The sequence below is a fragment of the Pseudonocardia sp. NPDC049154 genome, from assembly GCF_040648315.1.
Lineage (GTDB): Bacteria > Actinomycetota > Actinomycetes > Mycobacteriales > Pseudonocardiaceae > Pseudonocardia.
The window spans coordinates 1-24522 of the sequence record NZ_JBEZDN010000094.1 but is presented as its reverse complement, the minus strand read 5'-3'; the positions used below and the strand labels follow the sequence as shown (position 1 = coordinate 24522).

Here is a 24522-nt window from a genome sequence, read left to right as displayed (position 1 = left end):
GGCGCTCGTGCCTCCGCCCCACCACGAGAATGAGCATCGACGCGCGCGGGTTTGCGCCCACGACCCAACCCCGCGCTCCACCTGTCCCGCGGGCACCGTCCCCACCACCGCAGAGATCCCGCATCGCTACCAGGTCGTCACGGTTGGCGCGCCGAACCGCGCAATCACCGTGCGGCAGCAGGCACGGGAGTCCCACTCGAAGCACGGCGTGGAACATCGCGAGGTCCACGAACTGGTCGCAACCGATCCCCCTGCGCCTCGTAGAGGGCGGCGGTGTCGACGCCCTTGCCGGCATGCGCCAGGTTTCCTCACTGCGCCGTCGCGACGGCGAGTTGAGCCGTGAGGAAGGCGGTCGCGGTCGAGAGTGCCTCAGCTGCCTCGGGCACCCGGGAGGCGAAGAAGGGCAGGATGTGGATGCCTTCCGGCCAGACGTCGAGGTCGACTGCAACGCCGGCGCGGCGCAGCGCGCGGGCGAGCCGCAGGCCGTCGTCGAGCAGGATCTCCGAGGTGCCGACGTAGAGGTAGACGGGCGGCAGGCCCGTAAGGTCCGCCAGCAGGGGCGACGCCGACGGGTTGCGCAGCCCGGCCTCCGACCCCACGTACCGGAGCCCGTTCTCGTAGCTCGACGCCGGGGTGACCAGCGGGTCGAGATCCGCCTGCGTGTCGACCGATGCACCGGTCTGCACGAGGTCGGTGCGGGGGGAGAACACGGAGAGAGCGACGGGTGCGGTGAGCCCGGCGTCCCTCACCGCGACCGCCAGCGAGATCGCCAGGCCGCCGCCCGCCGAGTCCCCGACCACGGCGACGGGTCGTCCGGGAGCCTCCGAATGCAACCAGCGCAGCGCCGTCGTCGCGTCGTCGAGGGCCGCCGGAAAGCGGTGCTCCGGCGCGAGCCGGTAGTCGATGGTCAATACGCCCGCTCCGGTGGCGGCCATCAGCCGCGCGGCGAGGTCCCGGTAGCCTGCCGCCGAACCGACCGTGAACCCACCGCCGTGCAGGAGCAGGATCGCCGCCTTGACGGACGCTCCCCCGGGCGGCGTGGTCCACTCCGCTCGCACTCCATTGGCGTCGACCGGCACGAGGGTGGCCTCGGGCGGATCGGCGAAGTGGGCGCAGAGCGTCTCGTACGCTGTCCGCGCCTCCTCGATCGACCGCTCGGGCGAGATCGGCAGCTCCCGCAGGTAACGCAGCAGCTCCTGGTACGCGGCAGTGCGTTCGGTGCGGTGGTTGCGTCGCTGCGCCGTCGTCACGGTCGTCCTTCCGTCTCGTGGATCCTCCACACGTCGCGGAGCAGCCGGTTCATCCAGGGGTCGGCTAGCACCGGACACGTCTTGCGACCGGGTCACGCCTGCACCCCGTCCGCCTTGGCGACCCGCCTGTCGCCACCGTCGGCCCCGACCGAGGGCCGGTCGACGCGGCCGGGCTGCACGAGCAGAGCGCACACGCTGCTCACCACCACTCCCGCGAGCATCAGGACCGTGATCCACGCGGCCGCGGCCGCGCCTGTCGCGAGACTCGCCGCGGCGAGCGGGAACAGGCCACCGCCCACCACGGCCGCTCCCTGGTAGGCGACGCTGATGCCGGTGTAGCGGATGGCGACCGGGAAGACTTCCGCGAGCAGAGTGGGCACCACGGCGATGGCGGCGCCATGGAGCACGCCGAGATGGACGATGTACAGCGTCACGACCAGGCCGGCTCCGCCCGCGCTGATGGTGGGGAACAGCAGGGCCACCGACGCCAGCATGAGGACCACGGCGGTGACGTAGACGGGTTTGCGTCCGCACCGGTCGGACAGCCAGCCGAACAGGGGGATGGTGGCGAGCTGGACGAAGCCCATGGCGAGGATCGCGTTGAGGTAGAGCTGTCGAGGCGCGGCCACCGTGGTGACGGCGTAGGTGACCGCGAAGGTGGTCATGATCGCCTGCACGGCGAAGGGCCCCAGGAACACCCCGATGGCGAGCACGGTGCGTCCCGGCATGGTCTGAAACACTTCGATGATCGAGAGCCTGCGGACGGTGGTCCCGTCCCGCCGGGCGGCGACCATCGCGGGGCTCTCCTCGAGCCGCAGGCGCATCACCAGGCCGAGCGCGAGCAGTGCGACGGTGGCCAGGAACGGGATCCGCCAGCCCCAGGAGAGGAAATCGGCCTGGTCGAGCCCGTTGAGGGCGGCGAACGCACCGGTGGAGACGATGATCCCCACCGTGGCGCCGAGCGAGGTGGCACTGCCGAGGAACCCTCGCCGCCGGGGGGTGGCGTGCTCCACCGTGATCAGGACCGAACCGCCCCACTCACCACCGACGGCCACCCCCTGGACGAGCCGCAGGACCACGAGCGCGATGGCCCCGAAGGGCCCCGCGACGGCGTGCGACGGGAGCACACCGATGAGGACGGTGGCGACGCTCATCGCGACCAGTGTCGTGATGAGGGCCGACTTGCGGCCGACCCGGTCGCCCCAGTGGCCGAAGAGGAGACCACCGAGCGGACGTGCGACGTAGCCCACGGCGAGCGTGCTGAACGAGGAGACGACCCCAATGCCGGAGTCCTCGGACGGGAAGAACACCGGCCCGAAGACCAGTGCGGCCGCGGTGGAGTAGATGAGGAAGTCGTAGTACTCGATCGCACTCCCGAGCAGGCTCGAGGTGTAGGCGAGCCTGCGCTGTCCCCCGCTGCTGGACGGCTGCGGTTGCGCGTGCGCGCCCGCCGGGTCACTGACGGTCATACCCTCTCCCATGATCATCGTTGATCGTGCCGAGGCGGGTCCGGCGAGCCGGCCCGCCTCGGGTGGTACTCCCGTGAGCCACCACGGGACCGTGCGGTGCGGCGAGTGGACGCCGTCAGCCTGCGGCGTTCTCGCCCGCTATCCGACCGAACGTCACCGAGCGAAGGACCGACGTGGCCGTGGGGTACTCGTGGTAGAACAGGCCGGTGACCTCGCCCGCCGCGTAGAGCCCCGCGATCGGTGTTCCCCCGGGGGTCACCACCCTGCCGGACAGGTCGGTGCGCAGCCCCCCGAAGGTGAACGTGATGGCCGTGGTCAGGGGGTAGGCCACGAACGGCCCACGATCGAGCGGCTGTGCCCAGTTCGTCTTCGGCGGGGTCAGCCCCGAGGTCGACTTGCCGTCGAGACGGGTGTGGTCGAACGCTTCGGGTCCGCAGGCCGCGTTGAACTCGGCCACCGTCTTCTCCAGCGCCTCGCGGTCGAGCCCGAGCTTCTCCGCGAGATCACCGACGGTGGGCGCCTCGATCGCGGGCTGGTCGGTGTAGTTGAGCTCGAGCAGGCCGAGGTCTGTGACGTTCTGGTCGCTGATCCAGTAGGCCTCCTGGTGCTGGTTGCGCCAGATCTCGTAGCCGACCAGCTCGAAGGTCCGATCGAGGGTGTGCGCCCCTTCGTCCATGAACCGGCGGCCGTCCCGGTTGACCAGGATGCCGTAAGGGGCCGACCAGATCACCGCGTCGGGCTTGTCGGTGCGGCTGTCGACGGCCTCAGAGTGGAACATATCGAACTGCCCGGCGGTGTCGGCACCGAGATCGGTCGCCATCCGGATGCCGTCGCCACGGTTGTAGCCGACACCCGGAGCGATCAGCTTGAGGTCACAGGCGTCCTGGCCCAGGTAGCGGGTCAGCATCTCGGCGTTGCCCTCGTAGCCGCCGGAGGCGATCACGACAGCAGATGCGTGCAGGGTGCGCAGCCGGCCGTCGGGGCCGCGGACCACGACACCGTCCACCGCGCCGTCCTCGCCCACGCTGAGCCGCACGGCCTCGGTCCGGTAGTGGATCTCGGTGCCCTCATGGGCCTGGACCAGCGCACCCAGCCCGGCGACGATGCCCGCACCGCCGCTCACGGGGTGCAGCACGGTCTGCACCGCGACCTCGCCGTGGGCGAAGTTGATCGGCACCGGCCACGGCACTCGCTCCAGCTCGACGCCGTGCGCGGTGAGGAACTCCAGCGTGGCCGGAATCTCTCGCTCGAGCGCGGCGCAGTACTCGTCGTCGGGCAGGCCCCGGCCCAGCTCCGCGACGAGTCCTCGCCAGCCGGTGTCGAACCGGCCGTCCTCGGCCACCCGCATGAGGGAGGTGGTCCACTGCGTGGCGCCGCCGCGCTCCTCCGCGGAGGCGCGTTCGAGCACGGCGATCCTGGCGGTGCGCCCCGCGGCGGCCGAAGCCTCGGCGTGAGCGACCGCGGCGGACAGCCCGGCGGCGCCGAACCCGATCACCACGAGATCGTAGGGTACCGACATGGCGATGCTCCTTCTTAGATGATGTTGAGGGTGTCCAGGAAGGGTGTGGCCAGCTCGGCGTGACCCTCGAGGGTCACGTGTTCCCGCCATCCCTCGCGAGTGGTCCCCCACGCGATGAACGCGACCGCCGAACTCCTGGCCCGAACGTCACCCTCGGCCCCCGGGACCACGGTGAGGAGCTCCCCCTCTCCCGCGGGCAGGACCGTGACGGTAGTCGCGCCCGGCCCGGTCAGCTCCAGAGTGATCGGTGCGACGACCGTCGCGGTGAGTTCCGGACCCTGCATCTGCGGGAGGCCGGCGAGCATCCACTCGACCGCGGGCCGGACGCGGTCGTCGTCGGGTTCGGGCAGGGCCAGCTCCAGCGGTCCCGCAGGCCGGAGGAGGTCGTTGCGCAGGTGGCAGAAGGTGTCGAAGGCCAGGGCGTTGGCCAGCATGTGCTTCGGGTAGGTGCCGAGCCCGGGCAGGGTCGTCGCCGCGGTGGCGGCCTCGCCCTGTTGGAAGCCGGCCAGCGCGTCGAGCAGCTTCGGGGTGTTGATGCGCCACTCGTCGACGACCTCCGCGACCGACCACGAGCGGCGGCGGTCGACCAGGACGTCGTGCTGGCGTTCCCGCTCCGCGGGCATCGGCGGGGCGTCCGGGGCCGGCGGGGTGGGCGCGACGATGGAGGTGGCGACCGCGCCGAGATGCGCGATCATGTCCCTCACCCGCCAGCCCGCGCAGGCGGACGGCCGCGCCCAGCCGTCGTCGTCGATCGAGTCGATCAGGGTGGCGATCTCGTCGACGTTGGCACGGGCGGCACGCAGCGCGGCCTCGGTCATCGCGGTGCCTCCCATCCGTGAGGGCCCGCCACATCGGCGCGCACCTTCTCACCGTCCTCGTCGAGGAGCGGGGCTCGGCTGCTCAGCCGGGTAGGCACGCCGAAGAGCTTCAGCGGCCGGCCCGCCACCTCGAAGCGGCGGCCGGTGCCCAGGTGCTCGAGCTCGAGCTCGAGCTCGACGAGCATGTCCCGGGCCGCCACATGCCGGTCGGCGACTGTCTCGGCCACGTCGCGGACCGCCCCGAGCGGCACCTGGCAGCCGAGGTGGGCTGGCACCTCCGCCTTGTCCGGCCCGACGTCCACGGCGCCGATGCGTCTGACATGTCCTCGCGGTGGGTCACCCGCAGCTCGTCGGGTCGCCAGGCCCGGGTCGTCGCGCAGACCCGGTCCGTCGATGAGCTCGCACAGCAGCCGCCACCGGCCGTCGTCGGGAGGCCTGAGCACCTGCGGCAGCGTCATGGCCTCACAGTCCCAGACTCGAACCTGTGGCCGCCCGCTGCGTCGGTGACGATCCGGCCATGAGACGGCGCCGCGAAGTGCGTCCCGAGGACGATCGTGGGTGAATCGGCCAGCTCACGCAGCAGCCTCCTGCGGGTCGCGACGCCCTCGACGGGGTCGTCGTCGCTGACGGCCGACCAGGTGGGGTTGGCGATCTGGCTCGGATGGTGGAACGCGTCGCCGCTGATGAACAGTTCCTCGCCGTCCGAGCGCACCCGGATGCTGATGTGTCCCGGCGTGTGCCCCGGTGTCGGGACCAAGGTCACGCCGGACGCCACCTCGGTGGGTGGGTCGACGAGCTCGACAAGACCTGCGTCGATGACCGGCTGCACCGACTGCTCGTAGACGCAGGCCTGCGTCCCACGGAACAGGCTCAGGAGGTGCTCGAGCTCGTCGGCGTCCGTGCCCGGCTCGGCGGCAGGGGTGTCGCGGACCTGCCGCCAGTGCTCGAGCTCTGCGCGCGCCACGTAGTGCCGGGCGTGAGGGAACGTCGGGACCCACGCCCCGCCGGTCCACGTGGTGTTCCAACCGACGTGGTCGAGATGCAGGTGTGTCGACAGGACGACGTCGACACGTTCCGGGTCGAACCCGGCCGCGTGGAACCGCTCGAGGAACCCGGTCTTGCTGTGGGCCCATTCTTCGACGACGGTGATGTCCTTGTCGTCACCGATACAGCTGTCGACGACGATGACCGTCCCCTCGCACTCGATCACGAACGCCTGGACCACGCCCCGGGGATTGCCGGTCTCGTCGACATAGTGGGGCTGCAACCAGTCGATGGCGGCCAGGGCCTCGGGGCGTGCCTCGGGCACGACCACGGCGAGTTCGGGCAGGTCTCGCTCGCGAACGGTGGTAACGGTCGCGGAGCCGATTCGAAGGTTCATTGTTGACCTTTCGACGGGTGTGAACGGGGACGCGCGCCTCCTGAGCCGGGCCGTCGACCTGGCCGGGCTCCGTTGGCGGCGGGCGAGGAACCGGAGTCGATCAGACCGCCTGGTCCGACAGAATGAGTTCCGCGCCCTTCTCCCCGATCACGAAGGACGGGGCGTTGGTGTTGCCGGAGGTGATCGTCGGCATCACCGACGCATCGACGACGCGGAGCCGTTCGACGCCACGGACCCGCAGCGACGGGTCGACGACCGAGTCGTCGTCGGCACCCATGCGACACGTTCCGACGGGGTGGTAGACCGTCGAGACCGATCCGCGCAGGTAGTGCTCGAGCTGGCCGTCCGTGGCCACCGCGGGCCCCGGCTCCAGCTCGGCCGCGATCCGGTCCGCGAGCGGGGGCTGGGCCACGATCTGTCGCACCCTGCGGATGCCGGCGACCAGGACCTCGACGTCGCGGGGGCCTGCGAGGTAGTTCGGGTCCACGCTCGGTCGCTCGCGGGGGTCGGCGGACGTGATCCGGACCCGGCCCCGGCTGACAGGCCGGGCTGCGATGGCCGAGACCATCATCCCCGGGAACGGATCGATCCCGGCCTGCCCGTCCTCGCCGATACCGAAGGAGTACGGGCGCATCGCGAGCTGGACGTCCGGGACCGACTGCGAGGGATTGATGGCGAAGAAGGCCAGCGCCTGGGACGAGGTCGTGTTCAGGGGCCCTGAACCGTCGCGCCGCCACCGCTCGAGGCTCGCGTCGCTGCGCTCCGACGTGCCGAGCTCGACGTTGAGACTGTCCGACTCGCTGGTGAGTCGGAACCTCACGTGCCCGAAGACGTGGTCCTGCAGGTTGCGCCCGACCTCCCGCACATCGGCGACGACCGGGATGCCGAGCGACCGTAGGTGCGCGGCATCGCCGACACCCGAGTGCTGCAGGATGTGGGGTGACCCGACGGCCCCCGCGCAGAGGATGACCTCCGTCCCGCATTCCACGATGCGCGTCCCCCCGTCGGCGTCGTCGAGCTCGACGCCGACGGCCCGGTCACCGTCGAACACCACGCGGTGCACCTGCGCGTCGGTCACCACGTCGAGGGTGTCCCGGTCGCGGATCGGGTCGACGAAGGCGACGGCCGACGACTGGCGGTGCCCGCTGCTGATGGTGCCCAGAACCGGGCCGACGCCGGTCTGGTCGCCGTCGTTCATGTGTTCGTTGAGCGGAAGGCCCGCACGCTGAGCGGCCGCGATGAACGCGGTGGTCGAGGGGTGCTGCTCCGCCACCCAGCTGAGCCGCAGCTCGCCGCTGTGACCGAACACCCCGGCGTCGCCGTCTTCGAAGCGGGTGTGCCTGCGGTAGAGCGGCAACAGGTCTGCCCAGGACCAGCCCTTGCAGCCGGAGCGCTCCCAGGAGTCGTAGTCCTCGCGCTGGCCGCGAACGTACATCATCCCGTTGACCGAACTCGACCCTCCCAGGATCCGGCCCTGAGCGAGCACGATCGAGCGGCCGTCGATGTGCTCACCCGGGACCGTCCGGTCCGCCCATGTCCGTTCCGGGTCACCCACCAACCGGAGCGTGCCGAGGGGCGCCGACACCCATTCGTCACGGTCCGATCCACCGGCCTCGACGAGCAGGACCCGGAACCGCTCGCTGAGCCGGTTCGCCACCAGACATCCCGCCGAGCCGGCGCCTACCACGATGTAGTCGTACATGCGTCATGCCTCCATCTCGATGAACTTGTGCGCCGCCGCGGCGGCCCGGTGCGCTGCTCACATGGACGTGTTCGGTTCCGCGGTCGGTCCCGGGGCGTGCGCGAGCCCGAACTCGGCCCTCATCGAGTCGCCGTGCTCGTCGAGCAACGGAGCCCGGCGGGTCGGGCGGGCGGGGGTGCGGGAGAACTTGAGCGGCTGCCCGGCGACCTGGAACCGCTTCCCGGTGCCCGGGTGCTCGAGCTCGACGAGCATGTCTCGCGCGGCGACGTGCGGGTCGGCGACGATCTCGGCGACGTCGCGGACCGCGCCGACCGGGACCTGCCCGCCCAGCAGGTCGAGTACCTCGGCCTTGGTGTGCACCGAGGTCCAGCCGGCGAGTGCGGCGTACACGTCGTCGCGGCGGGCCACCCGCAGCTCGTTGGTGGCCAGTCCCGGGTCGTCGCGCAGGTCGCGGCGGTCGATGAGCTCGCAGAGTCGCCGCCACCGGCCGTCGTTGGGCGCCGCGAGGGCGATCCAGCCGTCCGCCGCCGGAACGATGTCGAACGGGCTGAGCAGCGGGTGCCGGTTGCCCTGCGGCCCGGGCACCGCACCGGTGTAGGAGTGCTGGTAGACGATCCGTTCGCACAGGGCGAGGATCGCGTCGTACATCGCGACGTCGACGAACTGGCCGCGCCCGCTGCCCCGGGCCTCATACAGGGCCGACGTGATGCCCAGGGCCAGCATCGTGCCGGGGAAGATGTCCCCGACCCCCGGCCCGACCTTGATCGGCTGCCCGTCCTCGGTGCCGGTGATGCCCATGATCCCGGCCATCGCCTGCACCACGAGGTCGAACGCGGGCCAGTGCAGGTAGGGGCTGCGCCCGGAGCGTTCGTCTCCGAAGCCGCGCACGGTGGCGTACACCAACTTCGGGTTCGTCTCGGACAGGCTCTCGTAGGACAGCCCGAGCCGCTCCATGACGCCTGCGGTGAAGTTCTCCACCAAGACGTCCGCGTCCGCGGCGAGGGTGCGCAGCGTCGCGGCGCCCTCCGCGGTCTTGAGGTCGAGGACGACGCTGCGCTTGCCGCGGTTGACGCTCTGGAAGTAGCCGCCGTACGCCACCGGGTCGCTGCCCGGTGGGATCGGGCCCGCGAGCCGAGCCATGTCGCCGCCGGGCGGTTCCACCTTCACCACGTCCGCGCCCAGGTCCGCGAGCAGCATCGTCGTGTACGGGCCGGCGAGGGCATGCGTGAGGTCGACGACGCGGACCCCTGCCAAGGGGCCCCCCGTCATGCGGCGGTCACCTGCTCCAGCAGCGGGAGGAAGTAGGACTTGAACGCCTCCGGGTTCTCCGACATCGGGAAGTGGCCGACGCCCTCCATCAGCGTGAACGTCGCCCCCTCCACCGCAGCCGCGAGCTCCTCGCCCGCCGCCGGGTAGGCGGACCAGTCGTACTCGCCGTTGAGCACGTGCAACGCGGTCTGCGAAGTGTCGATCTTCTGCGCGGAGTCGGTCAGGTCGTGCTCGACGAGGTAGTAGTTCAGGTCGCCCTTGAACACCGCGGGCGCGCCTTGGCTGTAGACATAGGCGGTCTCGCGCTTGTACTTCTCGGGGCTCTGCGGCGCGCAGAGGGTGTGCATCAGCGCGGGCTTGGAGTCGTTGTTGATCCGTGGGTGGTGAAGCCATGGCAGGATCCGCTCGACGCCGTGGCTGTGCAGGCCCGCCTCCAGCCCGATCGCGGCGCGGTAGAGGCCCGGATGATGCAGGGCGAGGTCGGGCGCGAGGTGCCCACCCATGGAACACCCGGCGTAGACCGGTGCCTCCAGCTCGAGCGCCGCCACGAACGCGACGTGGAACGCGAGGAAGAAGCCCTGGTGGAGTTGGTACTCCTCGGTCCACCACGCCTGTGACTCCGGCGGCAGGGACCGCCCGTGGAAGGGCAGGTCGGGGGCGATCAGCCGATAGCGGGAGGTGAAGTCCGGGTCCTCCAGCACGTGCCTCCACTGCCGGGCATCGCAGCCGGCGGTGTGCTGGAGCACGACCGGGATGCCGGAACCCGCCTCTTCGAAGTAGACGCGGTACTCGACCCCCTCGACCTCCAGGTAGAGATAGCGGCCCGTCACGTCCGGGATGCGCGCACTCATGCCGACACCCCGGCGTTCGCCACCCCGCGCAGGATCTCGGCCAGCCGCCGGATCGCCGGGTAGTAGGCCATGATCGTCTCCATGTCGCCCTCGATCCGGAAGCCGTGGTGCAGCATCGCGCAGTAGAAGTCCTGGTAGAACGCAGGCGGGACGGGCGCGAGCAGCGCCTCCCACTGCTCCTCGGTGCCGGCGAGCTGGATGTCGTAGGAGTCGAACGGGGTGACGACGGCGTCGATCTCCACGACGGCCCCGGCCCGTACGACGATCCGGAAGCTCTGGGTCTCCCCGATCACCACCCGGAACACGGCGGTGAGGTAACGGGCGTGGAGCACGAACTCGGGATCGCGGCCGAGCTCGGCGTCGAGAGCCGCGAGGTTGAGCGGAACGGCGGACATCGGTGTCCCTCCCCTTTCAATCCTTGAGCAGGTGCTGGGCGATGATCGTGCGTTGGATCTCCGAGGTGCCCTCGAAGATCTGGGTCAGGCGCGCGTCCCGCCAGTGCCGCTCGACGGCGTACTCCGTGGTGTAACCGTTGCCGCCCAGCACCTGCATGGCGGAGCTGGCGACCTTCTCCGCGGCCTCACTGGCGAACAGCTTGGCCATCGAGCAGTCCTGGCGGCAGTCGAGGCCGGCGTCGAACTTCGCGGCGGCGTCGAGGTAGAACGCTCGGGCGGCCGCGACCTGCGTGGCCATGTCCGCGAGCCGGAACTTGATGCCCTGGAACGAGGCGATCGGCTTGCCGAACTGGTTGCGCCGCTTGGCGTAGGCGGTGGCGTCCTCCAGCGCGGCGCGCGCGGCGCCGACGGCGCGGGCGGCGGTATGCAACCTCCCCCAGTTGATGAGGTCGGCGAACAGCGCGAACCCAGTGCCGGTCTCGCCGTTCGGTCCGACCTGCATGTTCGCGGCGGGCACCTTTAGGTCGGTGATTTGCAGCTGCCATGACGTGATGCCGTGGTAGCCGATCTTCGGAATCGGCGTGCCGGTGATCCCCTCGGGGAACTCCCCGCGCTCCTTCTCCACCAGGAACACGTCGAGCCCCTCACGGCGACCGGGAGCCGTCCGGGCGAGGACGAGGATCGCGTCGGCGGCCTTCGCCCAACCGCACCAGCGCTTTTCGCCGTTGAGCACGTAGACGTCCCCGCGCCGTTCGGCCCGACACGACACGGCCGCGACGTCCGATCCCGCCTCCGGCTCGCTGAATGCACCGGCCGAGATCCAATCCCCGGCGGCCTGCCTGCGTAGGATCTCGGCGCGCCGCTGCGGGTCGGCCAGCGCCGCGCCGGTGCCGTTGGCCCGGGCGATCACGCTGGCCGCGCTCATCCAGCCGCGCGAGAGCTCCTCGGTGACCAGGCAGTACTCGGTCATTCCGAGCCCCAGCCCGCCGTGCTCCTCGCCGATCATGATGCCGAAGTAGCCCAGCTCGGCCATCCGGGCGATGGTCGACCACGGGATGTCGGCGTGTTGCGGATCGAGCTCGTTCGCCACCGGCAGCAGCTCGGTCGCTGTGAACTCCCGGGCTTCGTCCCGCAGCTTCTCCTGGGCCGGCGTCAGCAGCCGACTCGCCGCGCTCACAACGCCACCGTCACGCACTTGACCTGGGTGTAGTGGTGCAGCGCTTCCACGCCCTTCTCCCGGCCGTAGCCGCTCTGCTTGTAGCCGCCGAACGGCGTCTCGATGCCACCGGCGAGCCAGGTGTTCACGTAGACCTGACCGGCCTCGAGCAGGTCGGCTACCCGCAGGGCCCGGGACACGTCCTGGGTCCACAGGCCCGAGGCCAGGCCGTAGTCGCTGTCGTTGGCGATCGCGACCGCCTCGTCCTCGTCGTCGAACGGGATGACCGCGACGACAGGACCGAAGACCTCCTCGCGGGCGATCCGCATGGAGTTGTCGACCTCGGTGTAGATCGTCGGGGGCACGAAGTAGCCCTGGCCCCGGTCGGCGTCGGGCAGGGCCTCGCCGCCCGCCGCGGCCGTGGCCCGGTCCTTGCGGGCGATCTCGAAGTACTCCAGGACCTTCTCGTACTGCGCCGCGGTGGTGACCGGACCGAGCGAGTCCCCCACCGTCAGGGCCCGGCTGGCGACGACCAGCCGCTCGACGAACTCGTCGTGGATCGAGCGGTGCACCAGCAGCCGGGTGCCCGCGGAGCAGACCTGGCCGGTGTTGAGCGAGAACGCCGAGAGCGAGCCGGTCACGGCCCGGTCGAGGTCGGCGTCGGCGTCGGCGAAGACGATGTTGGCGGACTTGCCGCCCAGCTCGAGGGTGAGCGGGATGATCCGTTCGGCGGCGATCCGGCCGATCTCGCGGCCCGCGCGCACCGACCCGGTGAACGCGATCTTCCGGACGTCCGGGTGCTCGGCGAGCGCAGCGCCCACCCCCTGCCCGTCCCCGGTCACCACGTTCAGCACTCCGGGCGGGAACCCGATCTCGGTGGCCAACCGGGCCAGCACCAGGCTGCTCGCCGACGTGAACTCCGACGGTTTGAGGACGACGACGTTGCCGGCCGCCAACGCGGGTGCCACCCCGCGGGCGGCCTGGTTCATCGGGGCGTTCCAGGGCGTGATGACCCCGACGACGCCGAAAGGCTCGCGGCGGGTGAAGCAGTGATGTGTGGGGCCGAGGTCGATGACCTCGCCGTGGGGAATGTTGACCAGCCCGCCGTAGAACTCGAAGTAGCCCGCCGAGCCGGCCATCTCCATGGTGGCCTGGGCGGGCGGTTTGCCGGTCTCACCCGCCTCTAGCACCGCCAGCTCCTCGGCGTGGGAGAGCACCGCCGCGGCCAGCCTCTGCAGCCGCCGGCCGCGTTCGATGGGCTTCTGCCTGCGCCAGGCCGACGCCGCCGCGACCGCCGCCGCGACCGCCCGGTCGACGTCCGCCCGGGTGCCCAGGGCGATCTCGGCGATCTCGGTGCCGTCGGCGGGGCTGCGGGTGGTCAGCCGCCCACCCTCCGCGGCGGGCACGCTGCGTCCGTCGATCCAGTGGTCGAACGTCGTCGTCATGAACCTCTCGCTCCTCGTCGAACATGGGGCAGAACATGGCCGAACAGGGATCCCGCACCAGTGGCGTGCTCAGCGGATGAGATCACGCCCGATGATCTCTTTCATGATCTCGTTGGTGCCGCCGTAGATCGGCTGGATGCGGGCGTCGGCGTATGCCCGTGCGATCGGGTACTCGAGCATGTAGCCGTAGCCGCCGTGCAGCTGCAGGCAGCGGTCCACGACACGCTGCTGCAGGTCGGAGAACCACCACTTGCCCTTGGCCGCGTCCACCGCGCTCAGCTCCCCCGTGTCATAGCGGGCCACCGAGCGGTCCAGGTAGGCCCAGCCGACGTCGAGCTCGGTGGCGATCTCGGCGAGGACGAACCGAGTGTTCTGGAACGTGTCGATCCGCGGCCCGAAGGCCCGGCGCTCGGCGACGTACGTCCGGGTCCAGTCGAACGCCGCCTGCGCGGCGGCCATCGAGGTGGCTGAGATCGACAGCCGCTCCCGCGGCAGCCGCTCCATCAGGTGCCCGAAGCCGCCGCCGACGGTGCCGAGCACGTCCGCGTCGGTCAATTCCAGCTCGTCGAAGAACAGTTCTGCGGTGTCGCTGCCGCGCAGCCCGAGCTTCTCCAGTTTCCGGCCCCGCCGGAAGCCGGGGGCAGTGGCGTCGATCAGGAACAGGCTGAAGCCGCGGGACCCCGCATCGGGGTCCGTACGAGCCAACACGACCAGCACGTCCGCCTGGCACCCGTTGGTGATGAAGGTCTTCTGCCCGTCGAGCATCCAGCCCGTAGCCGTGCGCCGGGCCAAGGTGCGAACGCCCTGCAGGTCGCTTCCCGCCCCCGGCTCGGTCAGCACGAGCGCCCCGATCGCGGTGCCCGCACACATCCGCGGCACCCATGCCCGCCGCTGTTCCGGCGTGCCGAGGTCGAGCAGATAGGGCAGGACGAGGTCGTCCTGCACCGATAGGCCCGCGTTGAGCCCCGAGCAGTCCGCGCCGCAGAGCTCCTCGATCACCACCATCCGGTAGCGGAAGTCCGGGGTCCCGCCGCCGCCCAGCTCCTCCGGCGCGCCGATCCCGATCAGGCCCTGCGCCCCGGCCGCCTTCCAGGCCGTCCGGGGGACGAGGCCCTCACGCTCCCACTCCGCGCGGTGCGGGGCGACCTCACGCGCCACCAGCTCGCGCACCGTCTCCCGGAACGCGTCGTGGTCGCTGCCGTAGACCTCGCGCTTCATGTCTCGCTCAGCCCGCCGGCTCGAAGCGGGTCGTGCGTTTCATGTTCAGCAACCGACCTCGCCCGGCTGTGACCAGCGCCAGCTTGCGGCTGGCCTCGTCGATCATCTCGTCGCCGAGCATCGCGGCGCCGAGCCCGCCTCCGGCCTCGGAGGTGTAGTAGGCGTAGGCCTCGATGATCAGCTCGGCCTTGTCGTAGTCCTCCTGGCTGGGCGCGAACACGTCGTTGGCGGTGTCGATCTGCCCGGGGTGCAGCACCCACTTGCCGTCGTAGCCGTAGGCGGCCGCGCGCTCGGCGGACGCCCGGTAACCCGCCAGGTCCTTGATCAGCGCGAATGGCCCGTCGATGGCCTGCAGGCCGTGCTTGCGCGCCGTCATCGCGATGGTCATCAGCACCGTGTCGAACGGGTCGTAGCCCGCGGCGCCGGGCGCGCCGATGGTGAGCGCGGGCATCTTCATCGCGGCCATGAAGTCACCGGGCCCAAAGATCAGCGTCTCGGTCCGGGACGTCGCGGTCGCGATGGCCTCGATCTCGCTGAGCCCGGCGGGCCCCTCGATCTGCGCCTCGATGCCGATGCCGCCCTCGGGCAGGCCCAGCTCGCGCTCGACCTGGGTGAGCAGCACGTCCAGCCAGTGGATGTGCGCGACCCGCTCGACCTTGGGGAGCATGATGGCGTCGAGGTTGCGCCCGGCTCCACGGACCACCTGTAGCACGTCCTCGTGCGCCCACTCGGTGTCGGCGTCGTTGATCCGGACAACCCGGACCTTGCCCGACCAGTCGCCGTGGTTGAGGGCTTCGACGACCGTGCCGCGGGCGGCGGGCTTCGCGATCGGCGCGACGGCGTCCTCAAGGTCCAGGAACACCTGGTCGGCGGGCAGCGTCTGGGCCTTCTCCAGCATCTTCTCGCTGCTGCCCGGCACAGCCAGACAAGAACGGCGCGGACGGGTGGGGCGGGGGGAGGTCACGGGGACGTTCGCCTTCCGATCGAGGCGGACTCCGCGTCCGCCGGGGTCTGTGCGGACGCGCGGGTCCGGACGCGCACGGTGCGGGTGGCACGGCAGACGATCTCGCCGCGCTGGTTAAAGCCGAGGTGGCGGAACGTGACGTCGGCCTCGACGCCGGCATCGGCACCGCCGCCGTCCGGCTCGACGGCGAGGACCTCGGTGGCGGCCCCGATGGTGTCGCCGTGTTTCACCGGTACCGCGAACGCGATGTCGGTCAGCCCGACCTCGCGCACGGCCTGCCCGGTGGTGTCCTGGGTCGCGAGACCGATGGTGAGCGACAGCGTCAGCCCGCCGAAGTTGATCCGCTTGCCGAACGGGGTGTCGGCCATCTCGTGGTCGCTGAAATGGCCCGGCGCGGTGTTCATCACCGCGAGCGTCAGGCCGTTGAGGTCGAGGTCGGTGATGGTTCGAGTGCGGGCGTGCCGGAAGCGGGAGCCGACGACGAAGTCCTCGGCGAACCCGTCCGGCACCCTCGCCGGCTCGGCTCCCGCCGCGCGCTTGCGCACCAGGTTCGTCCGCCGGAACTCGATCACGATCTCGCCCCCGCCGGTCCGTCCGACGGTGTGCCAGGTGACGATCCCGGTGTCCGGCCGCGACTCCGACGACCGCGCGTCGACGACGGTGCTCGCCGCGTACAGGGTCTCCCCCGGGTACACCTCGCGCCCGTAGCGGATGTCCTCTGCGCCCAGGAAGGGCCCGCCGGTCTCGCTCAGGTCCTCCACGCTCAGCCCGAAGACCACGGCGAACACCAGCAGCGGGTTGACCACCTCGTCCGGGTGACCTGCCGCAGCGGCCGCCTCACGGTTGAAGTGGACCGGGTTGAACCCCAGGGTCTGCGTGCTGAACGCGATGTTGTCCGACGCGTGCACTGTCCGGCCCCAGTGGTGCTCGAACCGTCTCCCGACGACGTGGTCCTCGAAGGAGGTGCCACGGGGGATCACCGGCCAACTCGCGGGCTCTGATGACGCCATCGCCATCCTTTCTCGTTTCATCAGTCGACACGACGTGCCTACTAATGGGACTCTGCGCAGTGTTCTGACTCGGTGCGCGGATTGTCAAGGCCTTCGATTGACCCGACCGGCACGACCCGCGGATATCGTGCCACTGAGTGATACGGTGCGGGTCGCTGGCAGCCACGGTCGACCACAGCACGAAGGAGCACGACGCAATGACCCCCATCGACCCGACGCCCGGGGCACCGGACACGGACACCCCGGCGCCGCCGTCCCCTGCCGGTACCCAGACGCTGGTTCGTGGTCTGCGCGTGTTGGAAGCGATGGCGGACCAAGCGGGCCCGATCGGCGTCGGCGAGCTCTCCCGGCTGATCGACCTGCCGAAGTCCACCGTTCAGCGCCTGCTGCGCACGTTGCACCAGGAGGGCTGGGCCCAGATGACCGCCGACCCGGTCACCCGGTGGCGACTTAGTCCCCGGATGCTGGCCCTCGCCCGGCAGGGTGCCCCCTCGCGCAACCTGCGCGAGGTCGCCCAACCGCACATCCAGGCGCTCGGCCAGCGAACCGGCGAGACGATCCACCTGTCCGTGCCCGACGGGGACGTGCGGCTGGTGCTCATCGACCGGGTCGACTCGGTGCACCCGGTCCGCACGTTCAACGCGATCGGCGCGTCGACTGCGCTGCACGCCAGCTCGAGCGGCAAGGCGTTCCTCGCCATGCTGCCCGACGCGGAGATCGAGCAGATCCTCGCCCGCCCGCTCGAGCAGGTCATGCCGAACACGAGCGTCGACCCCCGCCACCTCATGCACCAGATCCTGGAGACGCGGGACCGGGGGTATGCGGTCAACATCTCGGAGAACCGGGCCAACGTCTGCGCGATCGGCGCCGCCTTCGCCGATGCCTCCGGCCGTCCCGTCGGCGCCGTCGCGATCTCCATGCCGGACATCCGGTTCGAGCCGTCACGGGTCTCGGAGTGGGGTGGCTGGGTCCGCGAGACCGCCCGAGCGATCAGCGAGGCCCTCAGCGGGTGACCGCTACTTGATCGAGCGGCCGCCATCGACGTCGAGACACCCCTGTGAGGAACGCCGCCTGATCGGCGCCAGATAGACGACGGCGTTCGCGACGTCGTGCGGCTCGGCGATGCGGCCGAGCGGGATGTTGGCGGTCAGGCCCACCCGGGCGCCGGCGTCCAGGCGTCCCGTTGCCTCGAGGTCGGTGGCGTCCGGGTGAACCGCGATCGCGGACGGCAGCCCGTCAGCGATCTCCTTGGCACCCCTCGTCGATATCCGAGACCACCACGTTCGCCCCGGCCTCGGCAAAGTGCGTGCGGTGGCCGAGCCGAACCCGCCCGGGGCACCGATGACGACGACGGTGCGCCCGCCGAAGGACAGCTTCATGCTCGAGCTCCCTACTAGTGGATGGCGAGCGCCCGGCGAAGCGCCCGGTGGTCGGACCGCCCTGACGGCAGGCCGAGGATCGCCTCGCGCAGCGCGGCGGTGCGGTCGGGCCCGCACAGCGGCTCGACGAGGTCGTCGAACTTGCGCCGCACGGCGTCCCGCCGCGCGGCGGCGGCGGGTAGGACTGCGGAGTCGACCTCCGCGGTGAGTAGCCGCCCGTCGGTGAGCCGGACACGGGCCGCCGTGCGTTGCGGCGGCACGTCCGGGTCGTAGCGCAGCCGGACCCGGGTGGCGATCGCCCGCAGCCGCGGATCCGCCACGGCCTCGGCGGTGAAGTCCCGCATGCCGCAGCCGCCCCGGATCAGGGCCAGCGCGACGGTGAATGCCAGGCTGAACTTGCCCTCGAGCGGGGTCTCCGGCATCGGGATGGCGCAGACCGAAGCCAGCAGGTCGGATATCGTCAGCTCGATTTCCTCGACGTCGGCGCCACCCGAGGCCTCCCGCAGGCCCAGTATCGCCTCGACCGCGGCGTGGGTGCCGAAGCACGAGGCGTGCTGCTTGAACTGGACCTCCCGTAGGAACCAGCGTTCCTCGAAGGGCAGCGCGAGCACCTCCCGGTCCACGTCGATCCCATGTGCCTCGGCGAACCCGCGGGGGCCCGCGACCGCGTCCGCGCCCGCGGTGAAGCCCTGTTCGGCAAGCCGGACGGCGAGCAGGCCCGCCTCGGCCGCCCGTCCGGCGTGCAGTGGCTTCGCCATGGTGCCGAACATCGCGCGCAAACCGGCGGCGCTCGTCGCTGCCACCGCCAGCGCCGTCCCAACCCGGGGCAGCGCGAGTCCGAGCACCCGGGCCGCCGCGACGGCCGCACCGAACACCCCGACTGTGGCCGTCGGGTGGAAACCCGCCTCGTAGTGTCCGGGCGCAAACGCCGCACCGATCCGCGCCTGCGCCTCGAAGCCGGCGACGAACGCGCCGAGCAACTGCCCGCCATCGATCTCCCGACCGGCGGCGGCCTTCAGGTCGGCGGCTGCGAGCAGGGCGGGCAGCAGCGGGGCCGAGGGATGCACGCCGGCGGCGGGCAGCCAATCGTCGAAGTCGAGCGCGTGCGCGGCCGTGCCGTTGACCAACGCCGCCGCGCGCGGGCCCAGGAGTCGCCCGTCGAAGGTCAGGCATGCGCCGGGCTCGTCGGCGACACCACGCACGAGGCGCACGACCTCCTCGGCCGAACCCGCGACGCCCACCGCGACAGTGTCGAGCAGGCAGTCCACCGCCGCGTCGAGCACGTCGGCGGGGACGGTGTCGGGGTCGAGATCGACAGCGAGACCTGAGGCAGAGCCCACGGCCGTCGCAGGAGTCATCCATCCTCCACGGTGAGCGATGCGGTCCTATCAATCGGCACGTCGTGCCGTAGGTCAGCATGGACGGACGCGGGGTGGAGGTCAACCACCCGGACAGTCGACTCGGTCAGGGCGAAGCTCCTCTTGACAGGCATCTCCGCGACCTCTTCCATATCTCCAGCCTCATTGATACGGCGTGTCATTGAATGGCACGAAGGAGGGCACCAATGGCTGCTGTCCCAGTCTCCGGCGAGCAAACGCGCCTGAGCGATCGACTCAACCGGATCCCGGTCATGACTCGGACCCACAAGACCTGGACGGTGCTGCTCGCCGGGCTCCTCCTGGTCGACATGGCGGACCTGAACACCTTCGCCTTCGCCGCCCCGGCGATCCGCGCCGACTGGGGCCTGAACGTGTCCGACGTCGGCACGATCACGGCGGCGTCCTTCCTGGGCATGTTCGTCGGGTCGATCGCAGGTGGCCGGATCGCGGACCGGATCGGGCGCAAGAAGGTCATCATCGGCGCGACGGCGTTCTTCTCGCTGTTCTCGCTGCTGTCGGCCTTCGCCGTCGGGATCGCCGACCTGGCTGCCTACCGGGTGCTGACCGGGTTCGGGCTGCAAGCCATGACCGTCGTCGTGCTGACGTACGTGTCCGAGATGTTCCCCCGCCTGCACCGCGGCCGTTCCCAGACCTGGATCGTGGCGTTCAGCCTCTTGGGCATTCCGGCGATGGCCTGGTTCGCCCGGTGGGTCGTGCCCCTCTCCCCGTCAGCCTGGCGGTGGATCTTCGTCCTCGGCGCGGTGGGGGTTGTGCTGCTGTTCTTCGTAGCTCGCTCGCTGCCCGAGTCCGTCCGCTGGTTGGAGGCCAACGGCCGCCGGGAGGACGGAATCGCCGTCGTCGAGCGGATCGAGGCCGAGGCCCGGGAGGCCACCGGCGCCGAACTGCCCGACGTGGTGCGAGAGCCCGCCGTCGAAACAGGCAAGGCCATCGACCTCGTGCGTGGCGGCTACCTCAAGCGCACGATCGTGCTCAGCCTGACGATGATGCTCGCCCTGTCCGGCTTCTACGGCTTCAACTCCTGGGTGCCGACCTTGCTCAACGAGCACGGCTTCAGCCCGGCCGAGGCTCTGACGTACTCGTCGATCCTCTCGCTCGCGGCCTTCCCGGGCGCGCTGCTCGCACTGCTCTTCATCGACAAGGTCGAGCGGCGCACTGCTGTCCTGGTGATCTACACCGTCGTCGCGGCGCTGTGCCTGGTCTTCGGCTTCACCGGGAGCAACGGCATCCTGATTGCCAGCGGCCTGCTGATCACAATGCTGCTGCAGACGGTCACGGCCTGCATGTACACCTACCTGCCCGAGATCTTCCCGACGAACCTGCGCGCCCTCGGCGCCGGCATCGGCAACGGCACGGGACGACTTGCCACCTTCGGCACGACCTTCCTCGTGGCGGCCCTGCTGACCTGGCTCGGCTTCGCTGCCGTGTTCCTGTACCTGGCAGCGGTCATCCTCCTCGCCGGACTCTGCATCGGGATCTTCGGCGAGCGCACGAGAGGACGAAGCCTCGAGGAGATCACCAGCGTCGGTCGCTCGGTGGACGCCAACGCCGAGGCGCGGACCTCGACGACCGCCTGACCGCTCCCCCGATCGAAGTGGACGACACATGACCGCCACCCGCCCGCCCCACGTCGCCGACCAGATCGGCGCAACCGTCGAGACCAGCCCGCACGCACCCTGTGTGGTCACCGACGATGCCTCGTTGACCTACCGCCGGATGTGGGACCGGGCGGGTGAGCTGGCCGCGCAGCTCGCCCGACTGGGCGTGGGAAACGGCCACAAGGTCGCGATCCTGAGCCCCAACAGCCTCGACTGTGTGGTCGCGATGGTGACAGTGGCCCGCTCGGGGGCGGCTTGGCTCCCGCTCAACCATCGCGACTCCCGGACCGCCAGCGCGGAGGTTCTGCACCGCTTCGGCTGCCACGCGCTCCTCGTGGCGCCGGAGCTCGCGGCCGAGGTGGCACCGCTCACCGAGGCCGTCCCGTCGCTCGTGGTGGCGGTGGAGCTCGGGTCCCACCGCGAGATCGTTGCCGGGCCGGTGCCGGCGGCCGATCCCGAGGACGACGGCCTGGCCGCGGTGTTCGCCACCGGCGGCACAACCGGGCTCCCGAAGGGGGTCGCGTTCACCGCCGATAGGCTGGCCGCGATGGTCCGGGGCTACGGCGAAATCATCGCGGAGCCCGACGACGTGTATCTCGCGGCCGCCCCGCTCACCCACGTCGGCGGCCGGATCTGCCTCGGTGTGCTCGCGAGCGGCGGCCGGGTCGCGGTGCTGCCCGCCTTCGAGCCGGGGGCCGTGCTCGCCGCGATCGAGCGGCACCGGGTCACGACCACGACGCTGACCTCCACGATGCTCTACCGGCTCCTCGACCATCCCGACGTCCGGATCTACGACACGAGCTCACTGCGAGCGCTCGCTTTCGGGGCGGGTCCGACCGCGTTGAGCCGCATCAAGCAGGCCCTCGACGTGTTCGGCCCGGTGCTCGAGTCCGGCTACGGTCAGACCGAGGCCCCCATGCTGATGGCGCGGCTGCGACCGGAGGAGTTCGTCGACGCCACCGGGGCCCCGGTCGACGACGCCCGCCTCGCGGCAGTCGGACGGCCCACGTCCTGGTGCGACATGCTCGTCGTCGACGACGACGGGAACCCACTCCCCGCGGGCGAGGCCGGTGAGATCGTCGTGCGGGGCGACTTCACCATGTCCGGCTACTACCGCGACCCCGAGCTGACCGCGGCGCGCCGCTGCGGCGACCACTGGCGCACCGGAGACGTCGGCCGGTTCGACTCCGACGGCTACCTCACCATCGTCGGCCGCAAGACCGACCTGATCATCACCGGCGGCTTCAACGTGTACCCCGCCGAGGTCGAGAGCGCGGCGATGGAAGTCCCGGGCCTCGCGGAATGCGCCGCCTTCGGGATCCCCGACGCGGAGTGGGGCGAGCGGGTGGTGCTGGTCGCGGTTCCCCTGCCCGGCGCCACGCCGGACGTCGGGACGATCCGGACCCACCTGCGCGAACGGCTGGGCGGAGTGAAGACCCCGAAGCTGATTCGAATCGCGGAGTCGTTGCCGCGCAACGAGAACGGCAAGGTACTGAAGAGGTTCGTCGCCGAACAGTTCGCCGAGAACCCCGCCGCCTGAACCACCCTCCGACCGGACATGGCCACACGTCGACGAGGATGTGAGACCCATGCCGAGCCGGGCCCTGATCGCCCCGACCTCCGCCACCTGCGCACTCGCGCTGGCCGCCCGCGCGCAGACCTCCGGGGGCGCAGCCGAGGACTACCCCAGCGGAGCGTTCGCGTTGTCGTCCCCGTCCCCGCGGGATCGACGGCGGACATCCGCTGGCACGGATCTTGTCTTCGCCATGGAGAACGGCGAGGCGGCGGTCGGCGTCGAGGCCGGCGAGGATGTCGTGGGCGGTCCGGCGGGACCGGGGAGTCACCGTGATTCTCCTGTCGTCGGGATGCGGCGCGGCCGACGGCCCCCGGCGGCGAGGCCGGAGCGGATGGTGGCGTCGGCCTCCGCGAGTGGCAGGCCGATCGCGGCCGAGGCTTCGGCCAGGGCCGCGGACGCCAGTCCTCTCGGGAGAACGTCCGCAGCGACGAGTTGACCCAGCGCGAACGCGGCCCGGTTGAGGGTGTCGTTGCGGCAGCCGGGATGCGCCGCCAACACAGCCTCCAGCTCGCCGTGTAGCGCTGCGGCGGCGTAGCGGGAGCGGCGGCCAATCACGTCGAGGAGCGGGCCGAAGCCGCGTCGGCTCGGACTGCGGGAGGGCTCGGGTGCCGGCTCGCTCAGCCGGTCGGCGATCCAGTCCGGCAGTGGTGCGACGACGTCGTGGCCGTTGCTGCGGTAGCGGCGCCCCCGCACGATCGAGCCGGCTGCGACGACGTAGCCGCCGCAGGCGCGGATGTCGATGAGCCAGCCGAGTTGCGGATCCGCAGGTCGTCGGGCGCACGGAGGTAAAGGTGCTCGCCGCCGCTGCCGGTCTGGACCGCGAGCGTGTCCAGTGGTGGCTCGACACCGTGGTCCTCGGCGAGCGCAGCCAGGACATCCGCACCGTCGTGGATTCCGGGCCGGTCCCATTCGACGGGCCGGAGGGTGTCGGGCTTGGGCCGGTCCAGGTCGAGCACGACCAGGTCCGAGGGGCCGCAGGCGATGCCGATTCCGAACGGCCCCTGTGCCCACGCCTGTCGGATCCGGGCCGGGTCGGTGGTTGCGCGGGTCTCCCAGTCGCGGATTGCGGGGCGCTTGTCGTTGGGGCGCAAGGGGAAGATGTGCCAGCCGCGGGTGGCGTGGGACAGCGCGGCGCGCATCAGCTCATCGGAAGCCATGCCGGCTCCCCCGCATCGGCCGACCCGTTTGGTCGGGGTGGCGTGCGATTCTGCAGGCGTGCGCGTCACCGAGCGCGATGTCGACCGCATCCCACCGGGCAATCTGCACGTGCCCCGGCGGGACTTCGGCGCGCTCTGGGCGGCCGCCGAACAACGCTCCGAGGAGCAGGGAGCTCGTGGTGTCACTGATTACGCGGCGGGCGGGGTGGCGGTCACGTGCCGGTGGCTGGCCCGCGCGATTGTCGAGGGGCCGGGCGGCCGGCGTCGTCCCGCGTCGGCCCCGATCACGAGTACTTCGCGGGCCGCGCAGGAGGAGCTGATCGAGGCCGAGTACCTCGCGGCCGAGACCCTGGCCGCGCGCGCTGCGCCGCCGGACTGGTTGGCGCGTCAGCCGGGGTATCTGGCGGCGGTGTGCGCGACGCTGCGCTGGGCCTGGCGCGGCATCGGAACGCCTCCGGTGCTTGCCGATCTCTAAGACGTCGTTTCAGAAGTGGTGGGCCCGGTCCTGTCGGTGTCGGCTGGGGCTGACAGATCGGGGCGTGCCCGCGCCTCGCGTGTCCGTGAAGACGAAGATCTTCGAGTTGGAGATCGCGCTGGCCGGGGTGATGCCGCCGGTTCGGCGTCGGGCGCCGCTACGGGATCCCGGACCCTGACTGGCCGTCCCAGCAGGTCACCGATGAGTCCAGGGCCAAGCTGTTTCGGCTGGTCAAGGCGGGTGACCGGTTCGGCTACGTCTACGACTTCGGCGACAACTGGACTCACGAGATCGCCGTGGAGAAGGTCTTCGCCGCCGAGGCGGGGGTACGCTACCCGCGTTGCGTGTCCGGGCAGGGGGCGTGTCCGCCCGAGGATGTCGGCGGGGTCTGGGGGTATGAGGAGTTCGCGGCCGTCATGGCCGACCCCGCCCATCCCGACCACGCTGAGCGCCTCGAGTGGGCGGGCGGGCCGTTCGATCCGCACCGCTTCGA

23 protein-coding genes and 1 pseudogene are annotated in these 24522 nt (G+C 71.0%); 5 read left to right on the top strand and 19 right to left on the bottom strand.

Annotation, left to right across the window (positions count from 1 at the left end):
* Positions 1 to 308: 308 nt before the first annotated feature.
* From AB0B41_RS31545 to AB0B41_RS31475, 15 genes are all read right to left on the bottom strand, one after another.
* Entirely contained in the window at positions 309 to 1250 is a 942-nt protein-coding gene (locus tag AB0B41_RS31545; RefSeq protein WP_358209800.1) for an alpha/beta hydrolase, read from the bottom strand.
* A 92-nt stretch (positions 1251 to 1342) separates the two neighbouring features.
* Positions 1343 to 2719, bottom strand: coding sequence for an MFS transporter (locus AB0B41_RS31540; RefSeq protein ID WP_358209798.1), 1377 nt, complete (start codon positions 2717 to 2719; stop codon positions 1343 to 1345).
* A gap of 115 nt (positions 2720 to 2834) precedes the next feature.
* On the bottom strand, positions 2835 to 4238 hold the full coding sequence (locus AB0B41_RS31535; protein WP_358209796.1) for an FAD-binding protein: 1404 nt from the start codon (positions 4236 to 4238) through the stop codon (positions 2835 to 2837).
* Between the two features lie 14 nt (positions 4239 to 4252).
* Positions 4253 to 5056: a maleylpyruvate isomerase family mycothiol-dependent enzyme gene (locus AB0B41_RS31530; RefSeq protein WP_358209794.1), complete on the bottom strand. Its 804-nt coding sequence runs from the start codon at positions 5054 to 5056 to the stop codon at positions 4253 to 4255.
* Positions 5053 to 5514: a CoA transferase gene (locus AB0B41_RS31525; RefSeq protein ID WP_358209792.1), complete on the bottom strand. Its 462-nt coding sequence runs from the start codon at positions 5512 to 5514 to the stop codon at positions 5053 to 5055. Before AB0B41_RS31525 ends, AB0B41_RS31530 begins: the two co-directional genes overlap by 4 nt.
* On the bottom strand, positions 5511 to 6437 hold the full coding sequence (locus tag AB0B41_RS31520) for an MBL fold metallo-hydrolase (RefSeq protein ID WP_358209790.1): 927 nt from the start codon (positions 6435 to 6437) through the stop codon (positions 5511 to 5513). Before AB0B41_RS31520 ends, AB0B41_RS31525 begins: the two co-directional genes overlap by 4 nt.
* Before the next feature lie 100 nt (positions 6438 to 6537).
* Positions 6538 to 8139 carry a GMC family oxidoreductase N-terminal domain-containing protein gene (locus tag AB0B41_RS31515; RefSeq protein WP_358209788.1) on the bottom strand — a complete coding sequence of 534 codons (1602 nt, stop codon included), beginning with the start codon at positions 8137 to 8139 and terminating at the stop codon, positions 6538 to 6540.
* A 57-nt stretch (positions 8140 to 8196) separates the two neighbouring features.
* A complete protein-coding gene (locus AB0B41_RS31510; protein WP_358209786.1) occupies positions 8197 to 9408 on the bottom strand; it encodes a CoA transferase in 1212 nt (403 codons plus the stop codon).
* Positions 9405 to 10259 (bottom strand): alpha/beta hydrolase, encoded by an 855-nt coding sequence (locus AB0B41_RS31505; protein WP_358209784.1) that lies wholly within the window; start codon positions 10257 to 10259, stop codon positions 9405 to 9407. Before AB0B41_RS31505 ends, AB0B41_RS31510 begins: the two co-directional genes overlap by 4 nt.
* A complete protein-coding gene (locus AB0B41_RS31500; RefSeq protein ID WP_358209782.1) occupies positions 10256 to 10654 on the bottom strand; it encodes a hypothetical protein in 399 nt (132 codons plus the stop codon). The genes AB0B41_RS31505 and AB0B41_RS31500 overlap by 4 nt, the downstream gene beginning before the upstream one ends.
* Positions 10655 to 10670: 16 nt before the next feature.
* Positions 10671 to 11831: an acyl-CoA dehydrogenase family protein gene (locus AB0B41_RS31495; protein WP_358209780.1), complete on the bottom strand. Its 1161-nt coding sequence runs from the start codon at positions 11829 to 11831 to the stop codon at positions 10671 to 10673.
* The gene (locus tag AB0B41_RS31490; RefSeq protein ID WP_358209778.1) at positions 11828 to 13255 is read right to left on the bottom strand and encodes an aldehyde dehydrogenase family protein; all 1428 of its coding nucleotides are present in this window, start codon (positions 13253 to 13255) and stop codon (positions 11828 to 11830) included. The genes AB0B41_RS31495 and AB0B41_RS31490 overlap by 4 nt, the downstream gene beginning before the upstream one ends.
* 69 nt (positions 13256 to 13324) lie before the next feature.
* Positions 13325 to 14473 carry an acyl-CoA dehydrogenase family protein gene (locus AB0B41_RS31485; protein WP_358209776.1) on the bottom strand — a complete coding sequence of 383 codons (1149 nt, stop codon included), beginning with the start codon at positions 14471 to 14473 and terminating at the stop codon, positions 13325 to 13327.
* Positions 14474 to 14480: 7 nt separating this feature from the next.
* Entirely contained in the window at positions 14481 to 15437 is a 957-nt protein-coding gene (locus AB0B41_RS31480) for a CoA ester lyase (protein ID WP_358209774.1), read from the bottom strand.
* Positions 15434 to 16447 carry a MaoC family dehydratase gene (locus tag AB0B41_RS31475; RefSeq protein WP_358209772.1) on the bottom strand — a complete coding sequence of 338 codons (1014 nt, stop codon included), beginning with the start codon at positions 16445 to 16447 and terminating at the stop codon, positions 15434 to 15436. The genes AB0B41_RS31480 and AB0B41_RS31475 overlap by 4 nt, the downstream gene beginning before the upstream one ends.
* Positions 16448 to 16644: 197 nt before the next feature.
* Between AB0B41_RS31475 and AB0B41_RS31470 the strand changes: the two genes are divergently transcribed.
* The gene (locus AB0B41_RS31470; protein WP_358209770.1) at positions 16645 to 17460 is read left to right on the top strand and encodes an IclR family transcriptional regulator; all 816 of its coding nucleotides are present in this window, start codon (positions 16645 to 16647) and stop codon (positions 17458 to 17460) included.
* A gap of 3 nt (positions 17461 to 17463) precedes the next feature.
* On the opposite strand, the gene AB0B41_RS31465 is transcribed toward AB0B41_RS31470, so the two are convergent.
* On the bottom strand, positions 17464 to 17826 hold the full coding sequence (locus tag AB0B41_RS31465; protein ID WP_358209768.1) for a hypothetical protein: 363 nt from the start codon (positions 17824 to 17826) through the stop codon (positions 17464 to 17466).
* A gap of 14 nt (positions 17827 to 17840) precedes the next feature.
* Positions 17841 to 19184, bottom strand: a complete 1344-nt coding sequence (locus AB0B41_RS31460; protein WP_358209766.1) for an MmgE/PrpD family protein — start codon at positions 19182 to 19184, stop codon at positions 17841 to 17843.
* A 272-nt stretch (positions 19185 to 19456) separates the two neighbouring features.
* On the opposite strand from AB0B41_RS31460, the gene AB0B41_RS31455 reads away from it, so the two are divergent.
* Together AB0B41_RS31455 and AB0B41_RS31450 are read left to right on the top strand one after the other, a co-directional pair.
* Positions 19457 to 20800, top strand: a complete 1344-nt coding sequence (locus AB0B41_RS31455) for an MFS transporter (RefSeq protein ID WP_358209764.1) — start codon at positions 19457 to 19459, stop codon at positions 20798 to 20800.
* A 28-nt stretch (positions 20801 to 20828) separates the two neighbouring features.
* Positions 20829 to 22361 carry an AMP-binding protein gene (locus AB0B41_RS31450; RefSeq protein WP_358209762.1) on the top strand — a complete coding sequence of 511 codons (1533 nt, stop codon included), beginning with the start codon at positions 20829 to 20831 and terminating at the stop codon, positions 22359 to 22361.
* Positions 22362 to 22661: 300 nt separating this feature from the next.
* On the opposite strand, the gene AB0B41_RS31445 is transcribed toward AB0B41_RS31450, so the two are convergent.
* Positions 22662 to 22892: a hypothetical protein gene (locus AB0B41_RS31445; protein ID WP_358209822.1), complete on the bottom strand. Its 231-nt coding sequence runs from the start codon at positions 22890 to 22892 to the stop codon at positions 22662 to 22664.
* A gap of 198 nt (positions 22893 to 23090) precedes the next feature.
* Positions 23091 to 23536, bottom strand: a pseudogene (locus tag AB0B41_RS31440) (bifunctional DNA primase/polymerase); the annotation flags it as partial.
* A gap of 76 nt (positions 23537 to 23612) precedes the next feature.
* Between AB0B41_RS31440 and AB0B41_RS31435 the strand changes: the two are divergent.
* The gene (locus AB0B41_RS31435) at positions 23613 to 24029 is read left to right on the top strand and encodes a hypothetical protein (RefSeq protein ID WP_358209760.1); all 417 of its coding nucleotides are present in this window, start codon (positions 23613 to 23615) and stop codon (positions 24027 to 24029) included.
* Between the two features lie 164 nt (positions 24030 to 24193).
* The coding region (locus AB0B41_RS31430; RefSeq protein WP_358209820.1) for a plasmid pRiA4b ORF-3 family protein at positions 24194 to 24522 on the top strand (329 nt) is incomplete at its 3' end.